The organism is Caballeronia sp. Lep1P3 (assembly GCF_022879595.1).
GTDB lineage: Bacteria > Pseudomonadota > Gammaproteobacteria > Burkholderiales > Burkholderiaceae > Caballeronia.
Map to the genome: position 1 here is coordinate 1,281,433 of NZ_CP084266.1, position 18,136 is coordinate 1,299,568.

The 18,136-nt window shown below is 67.1% G+C and carries 16 protein-coding genes; 5 read left to right on the forward strand and 11 right to left on the reverse strand.

What is annotated here, in order from left to right:
- Window positions 1-24 precede the first annotated feature (24 nt).
- The 6 genes from shc to LDZ27_RS20420 all read right to left on the reverse strand — a co-directional run bounded on the left by shc (window position 25) and on the right by LDZ27_RS20420 (window position 6,293).
- Window positions 25-2,004, reverse strand: a complete 1,980-nt coding sequence (gene shc, locus LDZ27_RS20395) for a squalene--hopene cyclase (protein ID WP_244816663.1) — start codon at window positions 2,002-2,004, stop codon at window positions 25-27.
- Window positions 2,004-3,296, reverse strand: coding sequence for a hydroxysqualene dehydroxylase HpnE (hpnE, locus tag LDZ27_RS20400; protein WP_244816664.1), 1,293 nt, complete (start codon window positions 3,294-3,296; stop codon window positions 2,004-2,006). Before hpnE ends, shc begins: the two co-directional genes overlap by 1 nt.
- Entirely contained in the window at window positions 3,296-4,144 is an 849-nt protein-coding gene (gene hpnD / locus LDZ27_RS20405; RefSeq protein WP_244816665.1) for a presqualene diphosphate synthase HpnD, read from the reverse strand. The genes hpnE and hpnD overlap by 1 nt, the downstream gene beginning before the upstream one ends.
- A 214-nt stretch (window positions 4,145-4,358) precedes the next feature.
- On the reverse strand, window positions 4,359-5,300 hold the full coding sequence (locus tag LDZ27_RS20410; protein ID WP_244816666.1) for a GGDEF domain-containing protein: 942 nt from the start codon (window positions 5,298-5,300) through the stop codon (window positions 4,359-4,361).
- Window positions 5,301-5,308: 8 nt separating this feature from the next.
- Window positions 5,309-5,932 carry a chemotaxis protein CheC gene (locus LDZ27_RS20415; RefSeq protein ID WP_244816667.1) on the reverse strand — a complete coding sequence of 208 codons (624 nt, stop codon included), beginning with the start codon at window positions 5,930-5,932 and terminating at the stop codon, window positions 5,309-5,311.
- Complete coding sequence (locus LDZ27_RS20420) at window positions 5,925-6,293, reverse strand: response regulator (protein WP_244816668.1); 369 nt, start codon at window positions 6,291-6,293, stop codon at window positions 5,925-5,927. The genes LDZ27_RS20415 and LDZ27_RS20420 overlap by 8 nt, the downstream gene beginning before the upstream one ends.
- Window positions 6,294-6,986: 693 nt before the next feature.
- Between LDZ27_RS20420 and LDZ27_RS20425 the strand changes: the two genes are divergently transcribed.
- Both LDZ27_RS20425 and LDZ27_RS20430 read left to right on the forward strand, forming a co-directional pair.
- Window positions 6,987-9,236: a hybrid sensor histidine kinase/response regulator gene (locus LDZ27_RS20425; RefSeq protein WP_244816669.1), complete on the forward strand. Its 2,250-nt coding sequence runs from the start codon at window positions 6,987-6,989 to the stop codon at window positions 9,234-9,236.
- A 178-nt stretch (window positions 9,237-9,414) separates the two neighbouring features.
- Window positions 9,415-10,908, forward strand: coding sequence for a hypothetical protein (locus LDZ27_RS20430; RefSeq protein ID WP_244816670.1), 1,494 nt, complete (start codon window positions 9,415-9,417; stop codon window positions 10,906-10,908).
- A gap of 79 nt (window positions 10,909-10,987) precedes the next feature.
- Here LDZ27_RS20430 and LDZ27_RS20435 read toward each other — a convergent pair whose 3' ends face one another.
- Window positions 10,988-11,548, reverse strand: a complete 561-nt coding sequence (locus LDZ27_RS20435) for an NADPH-dependent FMN reductase (protein WP_244816671.1) — start codon at window positions 11,546-11,548, stop codon at window positions 10,988-10,990.
- A 309-nt stretch (window positions 11,549-11,857) separates the two neighbouring features.
- Complete coding sequence (locus LDZ27_RS28875) at window positions 11,858-11,992, reverse strand: hypothetical protein (protein WP_255751457.1); 135 nt, start codon at window positions 11,990-11,992, stop codon at window positions 11,858-11,860.
- 277 nt (window positions 11,993-12,269) lie between these two features.
- Here LDZ27_RS28875 and LDZ27_RS20440 point away from each other — a divergent pair, with 277 nt between their 5' ends.
- A complete protein-coding gene (locus LDZ27_RS20440; protein WP_244816672.1) occupies window positions 12,270-12,515 on the forward strand; it encodes a DUF4148 domain-containing protein in 246 nt (81 codons plus the stop codon).
- Between the two features lie 112 nt (window positions 12,516-12,627).
- Here LDZ27_RS20440 and LDZ27_RS20445 read toward each other — a convergent pair whose 3' ends face one another.
- Window positions 12,628-13,602, reverse strand: coding sequence for an AEC family transporter (locus LDZ27_RS20445; protein ID WP_244816673.1), 975 nt, complete (start codon window positions 13,600-13,602; stop codon window positions 12,628-12,630).
- Window positions 13,603-14,055: 453 nt separating this feature from the next.
- On the opposite strand from LDZ27_RS20445, the gene LDZ27_RS20450 reads away from it, so the two are divergent.
- A complete protein-coding gene (locus tag LDZ27_RS20450; RefSeq protein WP_244816674.1) occupies window positions 14,056-14,625 on the forward strand; it encodes a lipocalin family protein in 570 nt (189 codons plus the stop codon).
- Between the two features lie 6 nt (window positions 14,626-14,631).
- On the opposite strand, the gene LDZ27_RS20455 is transcribed toward LDZ27_RS20450, so the two are convergent.
- Both LDZ27_RS20455 and LDZ27_RS20460 read right to left on the reverse strand, forming a co-directional pair.
- On the reverse strand, window positions 14,632-14,889 hold the full coding sequence (locus LDZ27_RS20455) for a hypothetical protein (RefSeq protein ID WP_244816675.1): 258 nt from the start codon (window positions 14,887-14,889) through the stop codon (window positions 14,632-14,634).
- Window positions 14,890-14,993: 104 nt separating this feature from the next.
- Complete coding sequence (locus tag LDZ27_RS20460) at window positions 14,994-16,436, reverse strand: sigma-54-dependent Fis family transcriptional regulator (protein WP_244816676.1); 1,443 nt, start codon at window positions 16,434-16,436, stop codon at window positions 14,994-14,996.
- 279 nt (window positions 16,437-16,715) lie between these two features.
- Here LDZ27_RS20460 and LDZ27_RS20465 point away from each other — a divergent pair, with 279 nt between their 5' ends.
- Window positions 16,716-18,116, forward strand: a complete 1,401-nt coding sequence (locus LDZ27_RS20465) for a GntP family permease (RefSeq protein ID WP_244816677.1) — start codon at window positions 16,716-16,718, stop codon at window positions 18,114-18,116.
- The last annotated feature ends 20 nt before the right edge of the window (window positions 18,117-18,136 follow it).

Below are 18,136 nucleotides of genomic sequence, written 5' to 3' on the forward strand. Positions count from 1 at the left end.
CGGCGGCGCGTGCGTCGGGCGGGTTCACACGCCCACCGTCACGCGCGTTTGCCCTTCGCGCGTCAGATTGCGGTAGCGCGCGAGCGCCCACAGCGGGAAAAACTTGCGATAGCCGTGGTATCGCAGATAAAAGACGCGCGGAAAGCCGGTCGCCGTGAAGCGCGTTTCGTCCCACAGGCCGTGCGCCTCTTGCGTGCGAACGAGATAGTCGACGCCCCGCGCGACCGACGGATGCTCGACGAGCCCCGCCGCCATCAGCCCGAGCAGCGCCCACGCTGTCTGCGATGCGGTGCTCGGCGCCTGTTCGTAGCCGCGGTAATCGAGCTTGTAGCTTTCGCCGCCTTCGCCCCAGCCGCCGTCCGCATTCTGAATGCCGATCAGCCAGTCCGCACCGCGCTTCATGCGCGAATCGGACGGCTCGACGCCCGCCGCGTTCAGCGCGCACAGCGCCGACCACGTGCCATAGACGTAATTCAGTCCCCAGCGGCCGTACCAGCTTCCATCGCGCTCCTGTCCCCTCACGATGTAGTCGAACGCGCGGCGTGCCGGCTCGCTGTTCGCGGGCGTTTCGCCGAGCTGCGCGAGCATCGAGAGGCAGCGCGCGGATACATCGACGGTCGGCGGATCGAGCAGCGCGCCGTGATCCGAGAACGGAATGTTGTTCAGATAGAACTGCGTGTTCTCAGGCTCGAACGCGCCCCAGCCGCCGTCGCTGCTCTGCATGCCGACGACCCATTCGCGCGCGCGCGAAATCGCTTCGTCGAACATCGCCGTGCCGTTCTCGCGCCCGGCGCGGTCCATCGCCATTGCGACGACCGCGGTGTCGTCGACATCGGGGTAATGCGGGTTCGCGAACTGGAACGCCCAGCCGCCCGGACGCACGTTCGGCCGGCGCGAAACCCAGTCGCCGCGCACATTGAGAATCTGTAGCGGACGCAGCCATTCCAGCCCGCGCGCGACCGCCGCGCGCGCCTTCGGCATGCCGGTTTCGAGCAGCGCGTGCGACGCGAGCGACGTATCCCACACTGGCGAAAGACACGGCTGGCAGTACGCTTCGCCGTCCTCGGCTTCGTCGATGACCAGCAGCTTGTCGATCGACTTGCGGGCGATCGCGCGGTTCGGATGCTCCGGCGGATAGCCGAGCACGTCGTACATCATCACGGAGTTTGCCATCGCCGGGAAAATGGCGCCGAGGCCGTCTTCGCCGTTCAGACGCTCGTCGACGAAGCGCACCGCTTCATCGATCGCGCGTTCGCGGCCGGCTTTGGGAAACAGCGGATCGGCCACGCGAAGCACCGAATCGACCACGCGGAAAAAAGTGAACCAGCCGCGTCCCTGGTGCCCCGCGCGCTCGGGCATGCCCGTATTCACGGGCGGATTGCGGAACACTTCGTCGATCCGCACGCCGCGCGGGTTGCGCGCCTTCGGGCGCTTCGCGTTGAGCACGAGCAGCGGCACGATCACCGTGCGCGCCCAGTACGACACCTTCGACAAGTGGAACGGGAACCACATCGGAAGGCGCATGATTTCGACGGGCATCATCGGCACGGCGCGCCACGACACCACGCCGAAAAGCGCGAGCAAAATGCGCGTGAATACGTTCACCTTTTCCGCGCCGCCTGCGGCCAGAATCGCGCGGCGGGCGCGCTGCATGTGCTCGGCGTCGGGGGAATCGCCGATCATCTTCAGCGCGAAATACGCCTTCACCGTGGCGGACACGTCCATCGCGCCATCGGTGAAGAGCGGCCAGCCGCCGTCCGCGCGCTGGATGCGGCGCAGATAGCGGCCGATTTTCGCTTCGAGCGTGTCGTCGGCGGTTTCGCCGAGATAGTGGACGAGCAGCACGTATTCGGCCGGAATCGTTGCGTCGGCCTCGAGTTCGTAGAGCCAGTAGCCTTCGGGATGCTGCGCCGCGAGCAGCGCGTCGGTGGCTTCGGCGACGGCGTGGTCCAGCGCGGCATGCGACACCGCAGCGCCCACGGCCGACAGGGATAAATCGTTCATCAGCGTTCCATCGATGGGTTCAACAGCAGATCCACGGCCTTCTGGCCGGAGCGGATCGCGCCTTCGATCGTCGCGGGCAGGCCGGTCGCCGTCCAGTCTCCCGCGAGCGTGAAATTGGGCCAGCGCGTGCGCGTGGCGCAGCGCTGTCCTTCCTGCGACGGCACCGCCGCGAACGTGGCGCGCGGCTCCACGACGACTTGCCACGGCGGCATCGGCACAGTCGGCATGCGCGCGGCTTTCGCGACTTCCGGCCACACCGACGCGGCGATCTCGTCGTGCGGCGTCGCGAGCAGTCGGTCCGCGCCCGCGACAGTCGCGGTGAGCCGGTCGTCGGTCGCCGTGAGGCAGTCGGCGACGCCGTTCGCGAAGAACGTCAGCCGCCCCGAGGCCGATGCAATCGGCGCAATCGGCACATCGACGGCGAAGTGCACGGTCACGCTCGCGCGGAATTCGTCCGGCGCGGCAACGCCCGGCACGAGCGCGCGAGCGGCGTCGGGCGGCACGGCGAGCACGACGCCATCGCCCGCGCCTACCGCAATGGGCTCGCTCGCGTTCTCGAAAGCCAGCGAGCTTACCCGTTCCTTCGAATCCGTGCCCGAATAGCCGATGCCCGCCACGCGCGCGCCCAGCCGGATATCCGCGCCGCCGTATTGCAAGAGCCGCAGCGCCGGTTCGACGAACGCGTGCGCCAAACCGTTTCGCGCGACGAGCGGCCGGCACGCCTGCCCGCCCGCCGCCACCGTTTCGCGCAACAGGTTTGCGGCGAGCGTGGCGCTCGCCTCGGCGGGATCGGCGTTGAGCATCGCGCGCAGGAGCGGCCGCGCGAGCCGGTCCCACACGCGGCCCCGCGCGCGCATCGATTCGCCGATGGTGCGCCCCGGCTTCGCGAAGAAGAGCGGCAGCATCGGCAGATAATCGGAGGGCTGCGTGGCGGGCACGCGCGCGTCGGCGTCGAAAAGCCAGCGCGGGAGGCGCCCCGGCGACATGCGGATGGTCCACGCCTGCCCGCTCGCGATATCGAGAAACGGATACTCCGGCTGCGTCGGGCCGACGAGCGCGTCGGCGGAACCGATCGCGCGCAGATAGGCGAGCGTCGCGTGATACCCCGAAAGCAGCAGATGGCCGCCGTTGTCGATGGTCACGCCGAGCTTTGCATCGAAATACGAGCGGCAACGGCCGCCCGCGTGAGGCGCTGCCTCGTGCAGCACGACGCGCGCGCCGCGCCGTTGCGCTTCCACCGCGGCGGCGAGTCCGGCCAGGCCGGCGCCGACGACGTGAACCAGCCGGGACATCAGAAGAGGTTGCGCGCCACGATCCACAGCAGACGCGCACGCGGCGTGCGCACGCGCGTGCGCGGCAGGTCGAAGCCGCGTTTCAGGTTGGCGTCGAGCACCGCGCGATACGCCGCCGACATGATGCGCGGCGCGCGCACCTCGTGGCGCGGCGAAGCGGCCATGATCGCGTCGGATTGCGCGTAGTGGCCCTTCGCGCGCTCGGCGAGCACGGCGCACACGCGCGGCAGCCGCGCATCGCCGGCGATGCTCGCCGGATCGCTCGTGGAAATGCCCTCGCGCGCGAGCAGTTCGCGCGGCAGATACACGCGGCCGATGGCGGCGTCTTCGTCGATATCGCGCAGGATGTTGGTCAGTTGCAGCGCGCGGCCGAGATGATGCGCGAGGCGCCGGCCGGCGTCCTCCTGCATCCCGAAGATTCTCACCGACAGCCGCCCGACCGCGCTCGCCACGCGGTCGCAATAAAGGTCGAGCGTGGCTTCGTCGGGCGCGACGATGTCGCCGGCGGCGTCCATCGCCATGCCGTCGATCACCGCGTGGAAGTCGTCGCGGGAAAGCTGGAAGGCGTGAATGTGACGCGTGAGCGCTTCGAGCGAGCGCTTCGGCGCGCCGCGATAGCAGGCGTCGATGTCCTCGCGCCAGCGGTCGAGCGCGAGCGCGCGTTCGCGGCGCGGCAGTGCGCCTTCGTCGGCGATGTCGTCGACGGCGCGGCAGAAAGCGTAGATCTGATACATCGCGTCGCGCTGCGCAGCCGGCAGGATACGCATCGCGAGATAAAACGAACTTCCCGACGATGCCTTCGCGGCGTCGGTGGTGGATTCGTCGGCGATGATGTTGGAAACGGCCAAGACGGACTCCGCTGTGGCGCCCCCAAGGGCAATTAAGAGATCGGGCGCCGGTTCCGGCGATCGTGGCAAGCGCGCGGAACGACGTGGCGCTGCAATGGAATGATCGAAGGAGAAAGCCGGCGCGCGCCGGCTGCACTACAACGCTGCAAAGGGAGCCGGAAGCGCCTGAGAGTATACCAATGAATCGCGGCGGTTGCGGCTGGCGCCGCCGCCTTCACTCGAAGCCGACCGCCCGGTTCCGGCCTTCGCGTTTGGCCGCGTAGAGCGCGGCATCGGCCTCGTTGATGAGCGCCTCGTAAGACGACGTCACGTCGCGCCGCGCGCACGCCGCGCCGACGCTCGCCGTCACCGGCACGCGCGCGCCCTGCACGTCGATCGGCGTTTCGCCGATGGCGCGGCGCACCTTCTCCGCGACGATCATCGCATCGGCGAAATGCGTGCACGGCAGAAGCAGCGCGAACTCCTCGCCGCCGAAGCGCCCGAACACGTCCTGCACGCGCACCGCCGCCGCCACGCGCTCGGCCATCACGCGCAGCACCGTGTCGCCGACCAGATGCCCGAGTTCGTCGTTGATGCGCTTGAAGTGGTCGAGATCGAACAGCAGCATCGACAGATCGCCGCCATAGCGCTGCCAGCGCGAGAATTCGTCGCGCAGGCGCAGTTCGAAGTAGCGCCGGTTCGCGATGCCCGTCAGCCCGTCGCGGTCCGCGAATTCCTGCAGCTTCGCCACCGCTTCGTCGCGGGCGCGCTGCATCATGCTCGCGTGCGTCGCATCGGAAATCGTCACGCAGACGGCGCGCACCTCGCGCTCGTGAACGAGCGGCATGAACGTGCAGTCCTGCTGCATGAAATCGACGCCGCCGGTGATGGGCCGGTCGTGATCGAACTTGAAGAGATACGGCCGCTGCTCCCGCGAACTGGACGCGAAGCTGCCGAGCTGGAACACGCTTTCCACCTTGCGCGTGAACCACACGCGCGGCAGTTCCGGAAAGCTCGCGAAGATGGATTTGCCCGTGACCTGCGCGGCCGTCTTGCCGTTGTGATCGGCCATGAAGCGGTTCCACATGAGCACGTTCAGGTCGCGATCCAGCACGAAAATGCCGAATCCGACGCGCTCGATCACGAGTTCGCTCAGCACATGCCGCAGTTCTTCCATGTCGGCGGTCAGAAGCTGGAAAGAAGCGCGTCGAGCGCTTCGTTCAGACGCGCGATGGCGTCTTCGGCCATGAGCATCACGAGGTGCGCGCGGAAGCTATGGTCCTCCAGCGCGAAGTTCACTTCGAGCAGGAGCGCGGATTTCCACGCGAGCATCGCGGGCTGAAAGACTTGGTCGAGCGACAGTTCGAGGCCCAGCATGCCCGGCGGCGAGAAGATCGGCGCGCGGCCCAGGCGGTCGAGAATGCACGAGACACACGCGCCCATCAGCACGGTCGCCACGTCGAAGATGAGTTCGGTGCGAGTCGTCGCCTCGAAGCTGGATTTGGTGTATGGATCGTCGACGAGCGCGCACAGATCGTCGACGCTGCCGCTCTTGCACAGCACGATCGCCTCGCCCTTGATGTCCGAGCGGAAACCTTGCCGCACGGCCGTCACCGTGTCGGTGATGCCGGTCATCTCCGCGAGCGCGCCCGACGCTTCCGCCACGCTCACCACGCGCACGCGCGGCACCGACAGTTCGATGAACGTGCCGAGCAGCTTCGACAGCCGCGTCGCGGCCTGGCCCATCGCCATGTTGGCGACTTCCTGAAGGGCGTCGCGCTGGTCTTCGTTGAGAGCGGGTTCAAGCATGGAGACCGTACTCCTTCAGAACGGGACGCAATGCCTCGGGCGTTACCGGCTTCGGCAGGAAGGCAATCGCGCCGAGTGCGCGCACGCGCTCCTGCGCCATCGGCTGCACGTCCGCCGACACGACGATCACGAACGTGTTCAGGTCTTCGTGCTGCAAGGCGTCGAGCACCTGATAGCCGGTCATGTCGGGCATCGTCAGGTCGAGGAACATCACGGATGCGCGTCCCGCCCGATACAGCTCGAGCGCTTCGCGTCCGTTCGTCGCGTAGGAAATTTCGACGTCCCAGTCCGCGGGCAGCGCGCGCGTGAGCACCTTGCGCGCAAGCAGGGAATCGTCGGCAATGACTATCGGCAAAGGCATCGTAGGTCGGATGATGGCGTGGCGCGCCTCGCGGCACGGCACAGGAAACACGTCGTGCTTTCGCATGGGTTTACGGCGCCGCTCGCGAAATCTTTAGGACGGGCGTTGCGTCTCGCGCTCTTCGCCATGCCATCGGCCGGAAGCGGCGTGCGCGGCGCGGCGGCTTTCGCCGAGGGTGCAATCGACAGCGCGCGAGCGCGCGTTGCCGGTTCTCGTCTGGCATCACGATGCGCTGCCTTCGTCTCGTCCACGCCCGGTCGGCGCCGGACCTTGGCCTCACTTCGCGCGCCGTTCGTCTGCGATAACACTTCCCGCGCGCGTGGCACCGGATGTTGCGTTCTGGCGGCGCAATCGTCGGAAGATTGCATTTTCGGCCGAAGCGAATAGCGAAGCAACTCGCCAAACGCGTGCGGCGAGTTTTCTACGCTCGCGGCGAAGCGCGCGTGAGTATGTTTTGCTCACGCACGCTATCGCTTAAGAGCCGCTCTTCTGCGCTGTACGTTTGCGCTGCCGATAATCTCGCTAACTTGGCGCGCCGCACGCGCGTTCGGTCAGCGCGTCGCTTCGCCAAGCGTTCTTTTCGGCATGATTGGTGCATCCACAAACCCTTCGTACCTCGCTCGACGGTCCGTCCCCGCCCACCGGACGCCAACGCGCGAAGCCTCCAGTAAAGTTTTCCACTCCGCTGCCAAAATGACGCTGCAACGTGAGGAGTCCGACGCCGACGCTGCCGCCGATGCGAGGCAGGACGAACCGCCCTTCCCGGTAGTTCCCGAGCGCAACTTCGCCGCGCAACGCATGACGCTCTACGCGCTGCTCGTCGCGGCCGTCGTGCTTCCGTGCATCTATGTCGCCGTCACCGCGATCTCCGATTACCGCGCGCGCGAAACGACCGCGGCGGAAGCCGTCGCACGCAATGCACGCGTCGCGGAAGAGCACGCGCTCAAGGTGTTCGATCTCAACGTCACGCTGAACGAGCGCATCGTCGATCTGCTCGCCGATCTCGACACCGACGCGATCCGCGATACGGACGCGCTCCTGCACGAGCGCCTCGCCCGGATGATCGGCAGCTACCCGCAAGTGGCGGCGGCGTCCGTCTTCGGCGCCGATGGCAAGCTGCTCGTCACGAGCCGCGCCTGGCCGACGCCCGACATCTCGGTCGGGCAACGCGAAGACTTCGCCGGCCTGCGCGACGACCCGCGAGAAGAGAGGATCTCGCGCGTGATGATCGGCAGCGTCGCGGGCGAGCGCGTATTCAATACGGCCGTGCTGCGCCGCACGCCCGAAGGCCGGTTCGCGGGGATGGTGTCCATCGCGCTGCGGCCGTCGTATTTCAACGCGTTTTACCGCGAACTGCTCGGCGACAGCGCGACGGTGTCGCTCGGTCTCGCGCGCGCCGACGGCGAAGTGCTCGCGTGGTATCCGGAGCGCCCGCCCGACCGCATGTCGCTCGCGCCAGGCTCGCCCTTGCGCGACGCGTATCGCGCCGGACGCAGAAGCGGCGTCGTCAAGATGGTCTCGGGACTCGACAAGCAGTTGAAGATCGTCGCGTTTCGCCGCGTCGGCAACTATCCGGTGTACGTGTCGAGCGGATATCCGTTTCCGACCATCTGGGCGCAGTGGTACCGGCACTTGAGCGTGCTCGCGCTCTCGATCCTCGCGCCGTGCGTCGTGCTGTGGGGCGTGATCGGCCAGTCGCTGCGGCGGCTCGCCATCGAGGAAGAAGCCTGGGAGCGCTGGCAGACGGAAGCGTCGATGCGCCGCTCCATCGAATCCGCGTACCGGCAGGCGCGCAAGATGGAGGCGCTCGGCAATCTCGTCGGCAGCGTCGCGCACGATTTCAACAACCTGCTGATGATCGTCTCGACGAACGTGCAGATCGCGCGACGGCGCGGCGCGCCGGGCCTCGACCGCGAACTCTCCGCGATGGAGCGCGCGCTCAAGAGCGGCCAGTCGCTCACGCGCCAACTGCTCGGCGTCGCGCGCAAGCAGCCGTTACGCAGCGAAGTGATCGGCATCGGCAAATGGGCGACGGCCGGGCGCGAACTGCTGCGCGCGTCGCTCGGCGCGAAGGTCGCGCTCAATACCGAAGTCGCCCCGGACGTGTGGGCCATACGCGTCGATCCGGCCGAACTGGAACTCGCGCTCATCAACGTGGCCGTGAATGCGCGCGACGCGATGCCCAACGGCGGCACCTTCACGCTGCGCGCCGGCAACGTCCGGTTCCGGCACGAGGACGGCTTTCCGCTGATCGGCGATTTCGTGCAGATCGCCTTCGAGGATACCGGCGTCGGCATGAGCGCCGACGTGCTCGCGCGCGCGTTCGAGCCGCTTTTCACGACGAAGCCGAAGGGCCTCGGCACCGGCCTCGGGCTGCCGCAGGTCTTCGCGTTCTGCGAGCGCGCGGGCGGGCTGGCGACGATCGACAGCGCCATCGGCGCGGGCACGGCGGTGCGTCTTTATCTGCCGCGCGCGAGCGCCGGCGCAGCGCCAGGCGCCGCGCCCGAGCAAGCCGCGCCGCCGCCGCAAGAAGCCGAAGCCTTGCGCGTGCTGCTCGTGGAGGACAACGAGGAAGTCGCGGCCGGCACCGAAGCGCTGCTCACCATGATGGGCCATCACGTCACTTACGTTTTCAACGCCGACGCCGCGATGACCGCCCTCGAAGCCGCGCGCGACCGCCCTGCGCCATCCGGCTTTCCTTTCGATGTCGTGCTTTCCGACATCCACATGCCGGGGCGCATGAACGGCATCGATCTGGCCGAAGCGCTGCAGACCTTCGAGCCGCACGTCCCGGTGATTCTCGTCACCGGCTACGCGGAGGAACTCGACCGCGCGCGCCAAGTGGACGCGCGCGTGCTGTCGAAGCCCTTCGACATTGCGCTCCTCGATTCGCTGCTGCGCGACATCCGCGAGGATCAGACGTCGCGTTCCGCTGACCGATGACAGCGGCGCGCCGCCGGTTTTTGCACGCGCGTTTGTAAAACCGGCTTCGCTCGCGATAGCCCGCCGCCCGCGACGCTGCGCCGCGCCGTCCGGCACGTCTGTTGCGTACCCTCGACTCATGTGCGGCAACGGGCGTTGCCGATACCCGCGAAATCCGCTTGTCCGAGAGGAGGCGACCATGCGACACACCGTCATCGGAGTTTTCGACACCTACGCACAGGCCGAGGTCGCGCGCTCGGCCCTCATCAACGCGGGATTCGCGAGCGGCGACATCGAGTTGCAGGCGAATCCGAAGCGGGACGACGCCGCGCAGCCATCCGCGATGCCCGATGCCGAGACGCACGCGGAACCGGGCGTCCTCGCGAACATCGAGCGCTTTTTCAGCATGCTCTTCGGCGGGCGCGATCAGCCGCCGGAAGTCGCGCATTACTCGGAAGCCGTGCGGCGCGGCGCGGTGCTCGTCGCCGTCGATACCCCGAGCGAGGCACAGGCCGACATCGCCCGCTCGACGCTGTCGGACGAGGGCGCGATCGACATCGACGAACGCGCGGCAAGCTGGACGACGCTCTCGCACGGCGCGGCCACGACGCAGCCTGCAAGCGACGACCGCGATCATTCCCTGCTCGACGAACTGGGTCTCGGGCGCGGCAGCGCCGTGCCGGGCCGCGAGCCGGTGAACCAGCCGCGCACCGACGCGCCGCGCGCGCGGGCGTATCCGCGCGCCGATGTCGGCGATCCGGCGGTGCAGCCGGTCATCGATCCGCTTGCCGGGCCGCTCGGCGATCCGCTGATCGATCCGATCGGGGAACCGCGTGGGGAAACGCTCGGGGAAACGCTGGGGGAAGCGTTCACGCGCGCGGACCCGGCGACGCTGACTTCGCGCGACTACGTGAGCGATCCCGCCGACGATCCGCTGATGCCTCACACGCGTCCGCAGCGCGATTCGGCGGAGCCGTCCGCGACGCAGTACGAGCAGGTCGAGACGAAGTCCGCCGCGCGCGATCCGCTTGCCGGGCGTGATCCGGTCACGGGCCGCGATCCGCTCGCGACGACGGGCGCCGCTCCGATCGGCGCTGCGGCGGCTACCGAAATCGGCGCGGGCGCGGGTCTGGGCGAGGGGCTGGGCGCGTCGCTGTCGGAACGCGATGCGCTCGCGGGCCGCGATCCGATCGGCGCGAGCGAGCGCGAGCCGCTGCCGGGCGCGGTCCCCGATCCCGCGACGGACTGGGGCTCGATCGAGTCCATCGAGCCGCTCAGCACGCTCGACGAACCCGCGAAGCCGCAGCAACTCAATACGCAGACGCAGATTCAGTCGCAGTCGATGCCCGCGATGGGCGCATCGGCGGACCCGATCGGCACGTCGGCTGCATCGCAGGCGGCGGTTCCGCTCGGTCCGCGCACCGTGCCGAACGAGTACATGGAGTACGAAGAGGACTTCCGCGCGGATTACGACGCCCGCTACGCGGCGACGGGCGAGCCGTATGAGGACTATCAGGGCGCGTATCGCTACGGCGCGACGCTCGGCAACGACGAGCGCTTCCGTAGCCGCGCGTGGGACGATCAGATGGAAAACGAGATGCGCCGGGACTGGGAAAGCCGGCATCCCGAAGGCAATACGTGGGAGCGGTTCAAGGCGGCCGTCCGCCACGGCTGGGACCGCGTGACGGGATAGCATCGCCTCTGACCGCTTTTCCCACGCCCGACGGCCCGCTTGCGCGGGCCGTTCGCATTGCGCGGCAGGAAACGATGCCTCAGGCGGTGGGCGCCGCGTGCGTCCGCACCCACGCCGCGAATTTGTCCATGAAGGTCTGCAAGTACTTGCGCGTGTCGTCGCTCACGATGTTGCCGTTCGCGTCGATGCGGTTCTCGTCGTGCTTGATGTACATCTCCGGCTGGCCGAGCAGCGCGATGTCGAGATAAGCGCACACGCCGCGCAGATGCGATTGCGCGATGGCCGTGCCGATCGCCCCGACCGATGTGCCGATCACCGCGCCCGGCTTGCCGCCCCACGCGCTTTGTCCCCAGGGGCGCGATCCCCAGTCGAGCGCGTTCTTGAGCACGCCGGGCATCGAGCGGTTGTATTCGGGCGTGACAAACAGGAGGCCGTCGGCTTCCGAAACCTTCTGCTTGAGCGTGCGCGCGGCTTCCGGGAAGTCGCTGTCGTAATCCTGGCTATAGAGCGGCAGGCTGCCGATATCGAGATGCTCGAAGGTGAAATCGCCCGGTGCGAGCGATTCGAGCGCGTGTGCAAGCTGCTTGTTGAACGAACCTTGCCGCAGGCTTCCTACGACCACCGCGATTTTGTAGGCCATGACATCTTCCCCGTCAAAGGATGAAAGTGGGTGATGCGCGCGTCACTGCTGGAGAGACGCGAGAGCACATCATAGGCCCGGCGTCGCGCGGGCGTCACGCGAGCGCGGCGCCGGCCGAGCGTTCACTTTTTTGTGATGAATCGGTCAGTCCAGCCCGCGCCGCATGAACACTCGCTTTGCGCTCAGCTATCCCCACGTTTATCCACAGAAACTGTGGATAACTCGAAACCACTGCGCCGTACATTCCGATTTCGATTCATCGACGAAACAAATCGCGTAGAAAGGCGTGTCGAGCGCGCCGGATGCGTCTTATTGGCCGAAGAACACGTTGCACTGCGGTGCCGGGCCTTGGCACGCTGCGGGCTGCGAATCGGCGGCCTGGGCCGCGCCCGCGGCCGCGAAAAGCGCGATGGATGCGGCGAGGATGGAAAGAATGCGCTTCATGTGACATCTCCTGTCGGTTCGTTGCGATCGCTTCCGATCGATGGCTCGAACTGTAGCGACGAAGCGTCCGTCCGAAAAAGCGAGAAACACTCAAGTCATTCTTGCTGGCATTGCGATAATCCGCGCGCGTTCGGGCGATACGCCCCGCGTCGCCGCTCATTCCCCCGGATTCGACAACAATGTGTTGGTGACTGCGCTGTTTTTGCACAGCGCGCGCCGTCCTAGACTCCTCGCACGCGTCGCAAGACGCAGCACGCATGCAAAACAGGAGTTCTTCATGAAACGCACGTTATCCGTGGCCGTCGTCGTGTCGGCGCTCGTCGGGGCATCGCCCGTGTTCGCGCAATCGGCCTATGGCGCAAAGTCGCGCGCGCAAGTCAAAGCGGAACTGACGAGCGCGCGTCGCGCCGGCGACCTCGACGCTGTCAACCAGCTCAGTTACCCGCAGTTGCGTCCGTATCAGGAACGCCATGCCGAGGCGCAGGCGCGCACCGGCGCGCGTGCCGGCAACGGCGCGCAGTGAGGCATCGAGGCCAGTCCTCGGCTATCGCAACGGAAGGTGGTATCGCCCGACGCCGCGCGCGCCAGGTTTTTTTCGCAGCGCGAGCGCGCCAGCGAATCGAAGCATCAACGCATCAAAGCATCAGGCCGAGACAGACCGTGACCGTGACGAGCGATAACACGGTCGAGAAAAGAATCGTGCTGGACGTCACGCTGCCGTCGCGCCGATAAAACTCCGCGAGCATGAACGGACCGGTGCCTGTCGGCAGCGCGCTCAGGATCACCGCCGTTTTCGCCCACAGCGGCGGCAGCGCGAACAGGTGGAATGCAAGCCACCACGTCAGAAGCGGCTGCGCGAGCAGCTTCAGCGCGACGAGCGCGCTGGTCGTCCGCGCGTTGCGGGCCTCGCCCTTCGCGCCGAGAAAGAGCCCGAGCGCGACCAGCGCGCACGGACTCGCCGCGCCGCCGAGCAGCTTGATGAGCGCTTCGCCGCCCTTCGGCACCGCGATGCCCGCGCCGCTCATCAGCGCGCCCGCGACGGGCGCGATCAGCAGCGGATTCTTGCCGAGCGACTTCGCGACGCGCCACAGCGTCGCGCTCAGGCGGCTTTCCGTCTGCAAGCCGAGTTCGATCAGCACGATCGCCACGCCGAACATCACGCATACGGTCATGATCGTCGCGATGACGGCGGGCGCGAGGCTCGCGTTGCCGAACGCCAGCAGACACAGCGGCAAGCCGACGAAGCCGGTGTTCGGATATCCGGCGTTGAGGCCGTCGATGCTCGCATCGGCAAGCGGACGCGACTGCATGAGCCGTACCGCGAGCGTGAGCACGAACACGACCGCCGACCCGATACCGAACACCGCGATGAACGCGGGCTGATCGAGCATGCGCAGCGGCGTTCGGGCCATCGTGTCGAAGAGAAGCGCGGGCAGCGCCAGATAAACGACGAAGCGGTTCAGTTCCGACGCGGCGGCAGGCCCGAGCTTGTTCAGCTTGCGGCACGCGTAGCCGGCGAAGATCAGTCCGAACACGGGCAGGATGATGGTGACGAGCGGACCGAGCAGCGCGGACAGCGCGGCGAGTGACGAGGAAACCGGCGATGGCATGTGCGGCGAGCGCGGACGCGAAGGACGGAAGAGCCGCAAGAATACCCGCAGTTCAAAAGGTGAGACGATCCGGGAGCCGCTCCACGGTGAGACGCCCAGAGCAACGGCGGCTCACTCCAGCGGCGGTGGGACGCGAGACTAACCGTTGCTTGTAGGCCGCAAGCCCTTGATTCGTCGCATATCGATGTTTCGTGAGACTGCGCGGGCAGCCGGACGGCCGGCGCGGTCACATCGATTCGCGCACGCTGAGGTGAGACGATTCGGGATCGCCCGCGAATGCGTGGATCGGCGCAGCCGACGAGCGAAAAAGACCAATCGGCCCAGAGACTTGCGGGTTTTCGCCGACACGGCGCGCGCCCGCAATCCCGCCTGACGGTGAGAACTTCCGGGAGCACGACCGGACGGAACGGCCATTGCTGCACGGACACTTTCCCCCGAAAACGCACAGAGCCAATGAAATCGAAGAGACCTTGGACTTACGGCGCGGCGGCGTTCGTCGTGGTCGCAGGGCTGGGCGCGCTCGCGGCGCTCGCCACGCGCAGCGCAAAGCGAAGCGGCAACGCGCATGTGCCGGAGCCGTCGAAAGCCGTCGATGTCGAACGCTATCTCGGCCACTGGTTCGAGTTCGCGCGCTATGAGAATCGCTTCGAGCGCAATGCGGAGGCCGTCACCGCGAACTACGCGCGGCGCGAGGACGGCCTCGTGTCCATCGTCAACGCGTGCCGGCAGGGCGGGCTCGACGGACCGTATCGCGCATCGGAAGGGCGCGCGAAGATCGTCACGGGATCGAACGGGACGAAGCTCAAGGTCTCGTTCTTCGGCCCGTTCTACGTGGGCGACTACTGGATTCTCGACCACGCCGACGACTACACATGGTCCATCGTCGGCGAGCCGACCGGCCGCTATCTGTGGATTCTCACGCGCGAGGCGCGCCCGTCGGCGGAACTGCGCCGCACGCTGCTCGCACGCGCCGGCGCGCTCGGCTACGACGTCACGATGCTGCGCGAAACGCAGCACGCTTGAGGCGCATCACTGGCTCGCCTTGCACGCGAGCAGCAACGAATTCTGGTTGTTCTCGCTCGACTGGTCGAGCACGTCGTAGCCAGCCGGACACGCGACCTTTGCGTTGTCGGTGCAAAGACGCCAGCCGCCGTAGGCCGGGCAGGTGACCATCTGCGTGGGCCGGCCGTCGGCGGAAAAGAGCGGCGGGGAACTGCTGCACCCGGCAAGCGCCAAAGCGCCCGCAGCCAGCATGACGATATGGCCGATTCTTTTGCCGCGCTTCATCCCGCACCCCTTTGTTTTCAGGCCGTTATTCTTGATTTCGATTTATTGCGCGAGTATGCCACGCGAATCTTTCACGCCGAATGCGCGCGCGCACCGGCGCGCGCTCACACCGCGATACCGAGCGCCGCGATCTTTTTGTAGAGCGTCGCGCGCCCGATGCCGATGCGCGTTGCCGCCTCCGCCACGCGCCCGCCGCTCGCGCGCAATGCGTCGGTGAGAAAGCGGCGCTCGAAGTCGTTCATCGCCTGCGCGTAGGGCATGGGCGCCTCGGCCGCCGCGCGTTCCGCCGGCGCGGGCAGCGCGGCCGGTTTTGAATCGATGAACCCGGCAAGCGCGCGGGCATCGATATGCTCGCTGTCGGAGAGCATCAGCGCGCGTTCGAGCGTGTTGCGCAGCTCGCGCACGTTGCCGGGCCACGCGCAGGCGGCGAGCAGGCGCAACGCGTCGTCGTGCAGGACGAACTGGCGGATGCGCCCCGTTCGCGCTTCGGCGGACAGGTCTTCGAGGATCGCGTAGGCGAGCGCTTCGATGTCGCCGAGCCGTTCGCGCAAAGGCGGCGCGTGGATCGTCAGCACATTCAGCCGATAAAACAGGTCCGCGCGAAACCGCCCCGCCGCGACGAGCGCCGGCAGATTCGCCGATGTCGCCGCGATGATCCGCGTGTCCGCGCGCACGATGCGATTCGAGCCGAGCGGCTCGAACTCCTTGTCCTGAAGCACGCGCAAGAGCTTGCCCTGCAACGGCAGCGGCATGTCGCCGATTTCGTCGAGAAAGAGCGTGCCGCCATCCGCGAGTTCGAATTTCCCGATGCGGCCCTTGCGTTCCGCGCCCGTGTACGCGCCCGGCGCCGCGCCGAAGAATTCGACTTCGAGCAGCGTGTCGGGAATCGCAGCGACGTTCACGGTGACGAGCGGCTTGGCCGCGCGCGTCGATGCGCCGTGGATCGCGTGCGCGAGCAGTTCCTTGCCGGTGCCGGTTTCGCCGAGCAGCAGGACGGGCGAATCGACGAGCGCCGCGCGCCGCGCCTGGCGCTTCACTTCGAGGCTCGCGGCGCTCGTGCCGACGAAACTCGCGAACGTGTACTTCGCGCGCCGTGCCTGCGCGAGCGATTGCCGCGTCGCGATCAATTCCTGCTGCACGCGCGAATAGTGCGCAAAGAGCGGCGTGAGCGCCTTCATCTCGTCGAAGAGCGCGAAGCCGATCGCGCCGACGGTCGCGCCCTGATCGTCCTTCAGCGGCAGGCGCGTGACGACGAGCGGCTCGCGGCCCGTTTCCAGCACGTCGAGCAGAATGGGCTTGCCGGTCGCGACGACTTCGCGCATGAGGCTGTTCGGGATCACCGTTTCGCAATCGAGGCCGATGGCGTCGGTCGGATCGGAGAAGCCGAAGCGCGCCGCATAGCGCTTGTTGATCCAGACGACGCGCGCGTCCGCATCGACGATAAAAGTGCCTTCGCTCAAATTCTCGAAGGTCTTGAAAAGCGACTCCATCGCGCGGCGCATGACGTCGCTGTAGTCGGCGGGAACGTTGGTCCAGTCGTTGCGCATGATCTTGCGCGTCTCCGTTTATCTCTTGTCGGCGAAAGCGTATCTCAAATTGGAGACAACTGCGAGGCTCGTCCCGCAACGCGCAGCGGGATATTCCGCGCGCATGCGTCTCGCTTTAGAGACGCGCGCCTTAAAAGCGCTTCACCCCAACGTCGCCGATGCCCGCGCCGCCCCGCCCGGAGCGCGTTGGCACGGAAGCTGCATCGAGGCGTCCGCCGACGGCCCAGCCAAGAGCGGCCGCGGACTCGAAAGTCCAAGAACAACCATCATGGAGACTCAATGTCGTTCCTCATCGTGCTCGCCGCCCTGGCGTTCCTGATGCTGGCCGCCTATCGCGGCTACAGCGTCATCCTCTTTGCGCCGATCGCCGCGCTAGCGGCCGTCCTGCTCACCGATCCCGCCGCCGTCGCGCCGGTGTTTTCGGGCATCTTCATGGAGAAGATGGTCGGCTTCGTCAAGCTCTACTTCCCCGTGTTCCTGCTGGGCGCGGTGTTCGGCAAGGTGATCGAGCTGTCGGGCTTCTCCGAGGCGATCGTTGCCGCCGCGATCCGCTACATCGGCAAATCGCGCGTGAATGCGGTGATCGTCGCGGTGTGCGCGCTGCTCACCTATGGCGGCGTGTCGCTGTTCGTCGTCGTATTCGCGGTGTATCCGTTCGCGGCGGAAATGTACCGCCAGAGCAATATCCCGAAGCGGCTAATGCCCGGCGCCATCGCGCTCGGCGCGTTCTCGTTCACGATGGATTCGCTGCCCGGCACGCCGCAGATTCAGAACATCATCCCGACGACGTTCTTCAAGACGACCGGCTGGGCCGCGCCCTGGCTCGGCGTGATCGGCTCGGTGTTCATCATCGTGGTGGGACTCACGTTCCTCGAAGTGCGGCGTCGCTCCGCGATGGCGAAGGGCGAAGGCTACGGCACGTCGCTCATCAATGAGCCGGAGCGCGTCGAGTCGACGAATCTACCGAATCCGCTGCTCGCGATCGCGCCGCTCGTGCTCGTCGGCGTGGCGAACTTCGCGCTCACGCGCTGGATTCCGCAGTGGTACGGCGACAGCTACACGGTCACGCCCGGCGCGCTGCCCGGCGTGCATACGCCGGTGACGACGGCGATCAAGCCCGTCATCGCGATTTGGGCCGTCGAAGGCGCGCTGCTGCTCGGCATTCTGCTCGTGCTCGTGACCGCGTTTCCACGCGTGAAGGAACGTTTCGCGCCGGGCACGCGCGCCGCCGTCGCGGGCGCGCTGCTGGCCGCGATGAACACGGCGTCGGAATACGGCTTCGGCGGCGTGATCGCCGCGCTGCCGGGCTTTCTCATCGTGTCCGATGCGCTCAAGAGCATCCCGAATCCGCTCGTCAACGCGGCCATTTCGGTGAGTTCGCTCGCGGGCATCACGGGCTCGGCGTCGGGCGGCATGAGCATCGCGCTCGCGGCCATGTCGGACGTCTTCATCCGGGGCGCTGAAGCCGCGCACATTCCGCTCGAAGTGCTGCATCGCGTCGTCGCGATGGCGAGCGGCGGCATGGACACGCTGCCGCACAACGGCGCCGTCATCACGCTGCTCGCGGTGACGGGTCTCACGCACCGCGAGTCGTACCGCGATATTTTCGCCGTGACCGTCATCAAGACGCTCGCGGTGTTCTTCGTGATCGGCGTGTACTACGCGACGGGCATCGTTTAAAGGCTAAGGAACAGGAATCC

Bases quoted from the DNA above. Each gene is read 5' to 3' on its own strand.
- shc (WP_244816663.1), bottom strand. From the start codon at position 2,004: ATGAACGATTTATCCCTGTCGGCCGTGGGCGCTGCGGTGTCGCATGCC.
- hpnE (WP_244816664.1), bottom strand. From the start codon at position 3,296: ATGTCCCGGCTGGTTCACGTCGTCGGCGCCGGCCTGGCCGGACTCGCC.
- LDZ27_RS20410 (WP_244816666.1), bottom strand. From the start codon at position 5,300: ATGGAAGAACTGCGGCATGTGCTGAGCGAACTCGTGATCGAGCGCGTC.
- LDZ27_RS20415 (WP_244816667.1), bottom strand. From the start codon at position 5,932: ATGCTTGAACCCGCTCTCAACGAAGACCAGCGCGACGCCCTTCAGGAA.
- LDZ27_RS20420 (WP_244816668.1), bottom strand. From the start codon at position 6,293: ATGCCTTTGCCGATAGTCATTGCCGACGATTCCCTGCTTGCGCGCAAG.
- LDZ27_RS20425 (WP_244816669.1), top strand. From the start codon at position 6,987: ATGACGCTGCAACGTGAGGAGTCCGACGCCGACGCTGCCGCCGATGCG.
- LDZ27_RS20430 (WP_244816670.1), top strand. From the start codon at position 9,415: ATGCGACACACCGTCATCGGAGTTTTCGACACCTACGCACAGGCCGAG.
- LDZ27_RS20435 (WP_244816671.1), bottom strand. From the start codon at position 11,548: ATGGCCTACAAAATCGCGGTGGTCGTAGGAAGCCTGCGGCAAGGTTCG.
- LDZ27_RS28875 (WP_255751457.1), bottom strand. From the start codon at position 11,992: ATGAAGCGCATTCTTTCCATCCTCGCCGCATCCATCGCGCTTTTCGCG.
- LDZ27_RS20440 (WP_244816672.1), top strand. From the start codon at position 12,270: ATGAAACGCACGTTATCCGTGGCCGTCGTCGTGTCGGCGCTCGTCGGG.
- LDZ27_RS20445 (WP_244816673.1), bottom strand. From the start codon at position 13,602: ATGCCATCGCCGGTTTCCTCGTCACTCGCCGCGCTGTCCGCGCTGCTC.
- LDZ27_RS20450 (WP_244816674.1), top strand. From the start codon at position 14,056: ATGAAATCGAAGAGACCTTGGACTTACGGCGCGGCGGCGTTCGTCGTG.
- LDZ27_RS20455 (WP_244816675.1), bottom strand. From the start codon at position 14,889: ATGAAGCGCGGCAAAAGAATCGGCCATATCGTCATGCTGGCTGCGGGC.
- LDZ27_RS20460 (WP_244816676.1), bottom strand. From the start codon at position 16,436: ATGCGCAACGACTGGACCAACGTTCCCGCCGACTACAGCGACGTCATG.
- LDZ27_RS20465 (WP_244816677.1), top strand. From the start codon at position 16,716: ATGTCGTTCCTCATCGTGCTCGCCGCCCTGGCGTTCCTGATGCTGGCC.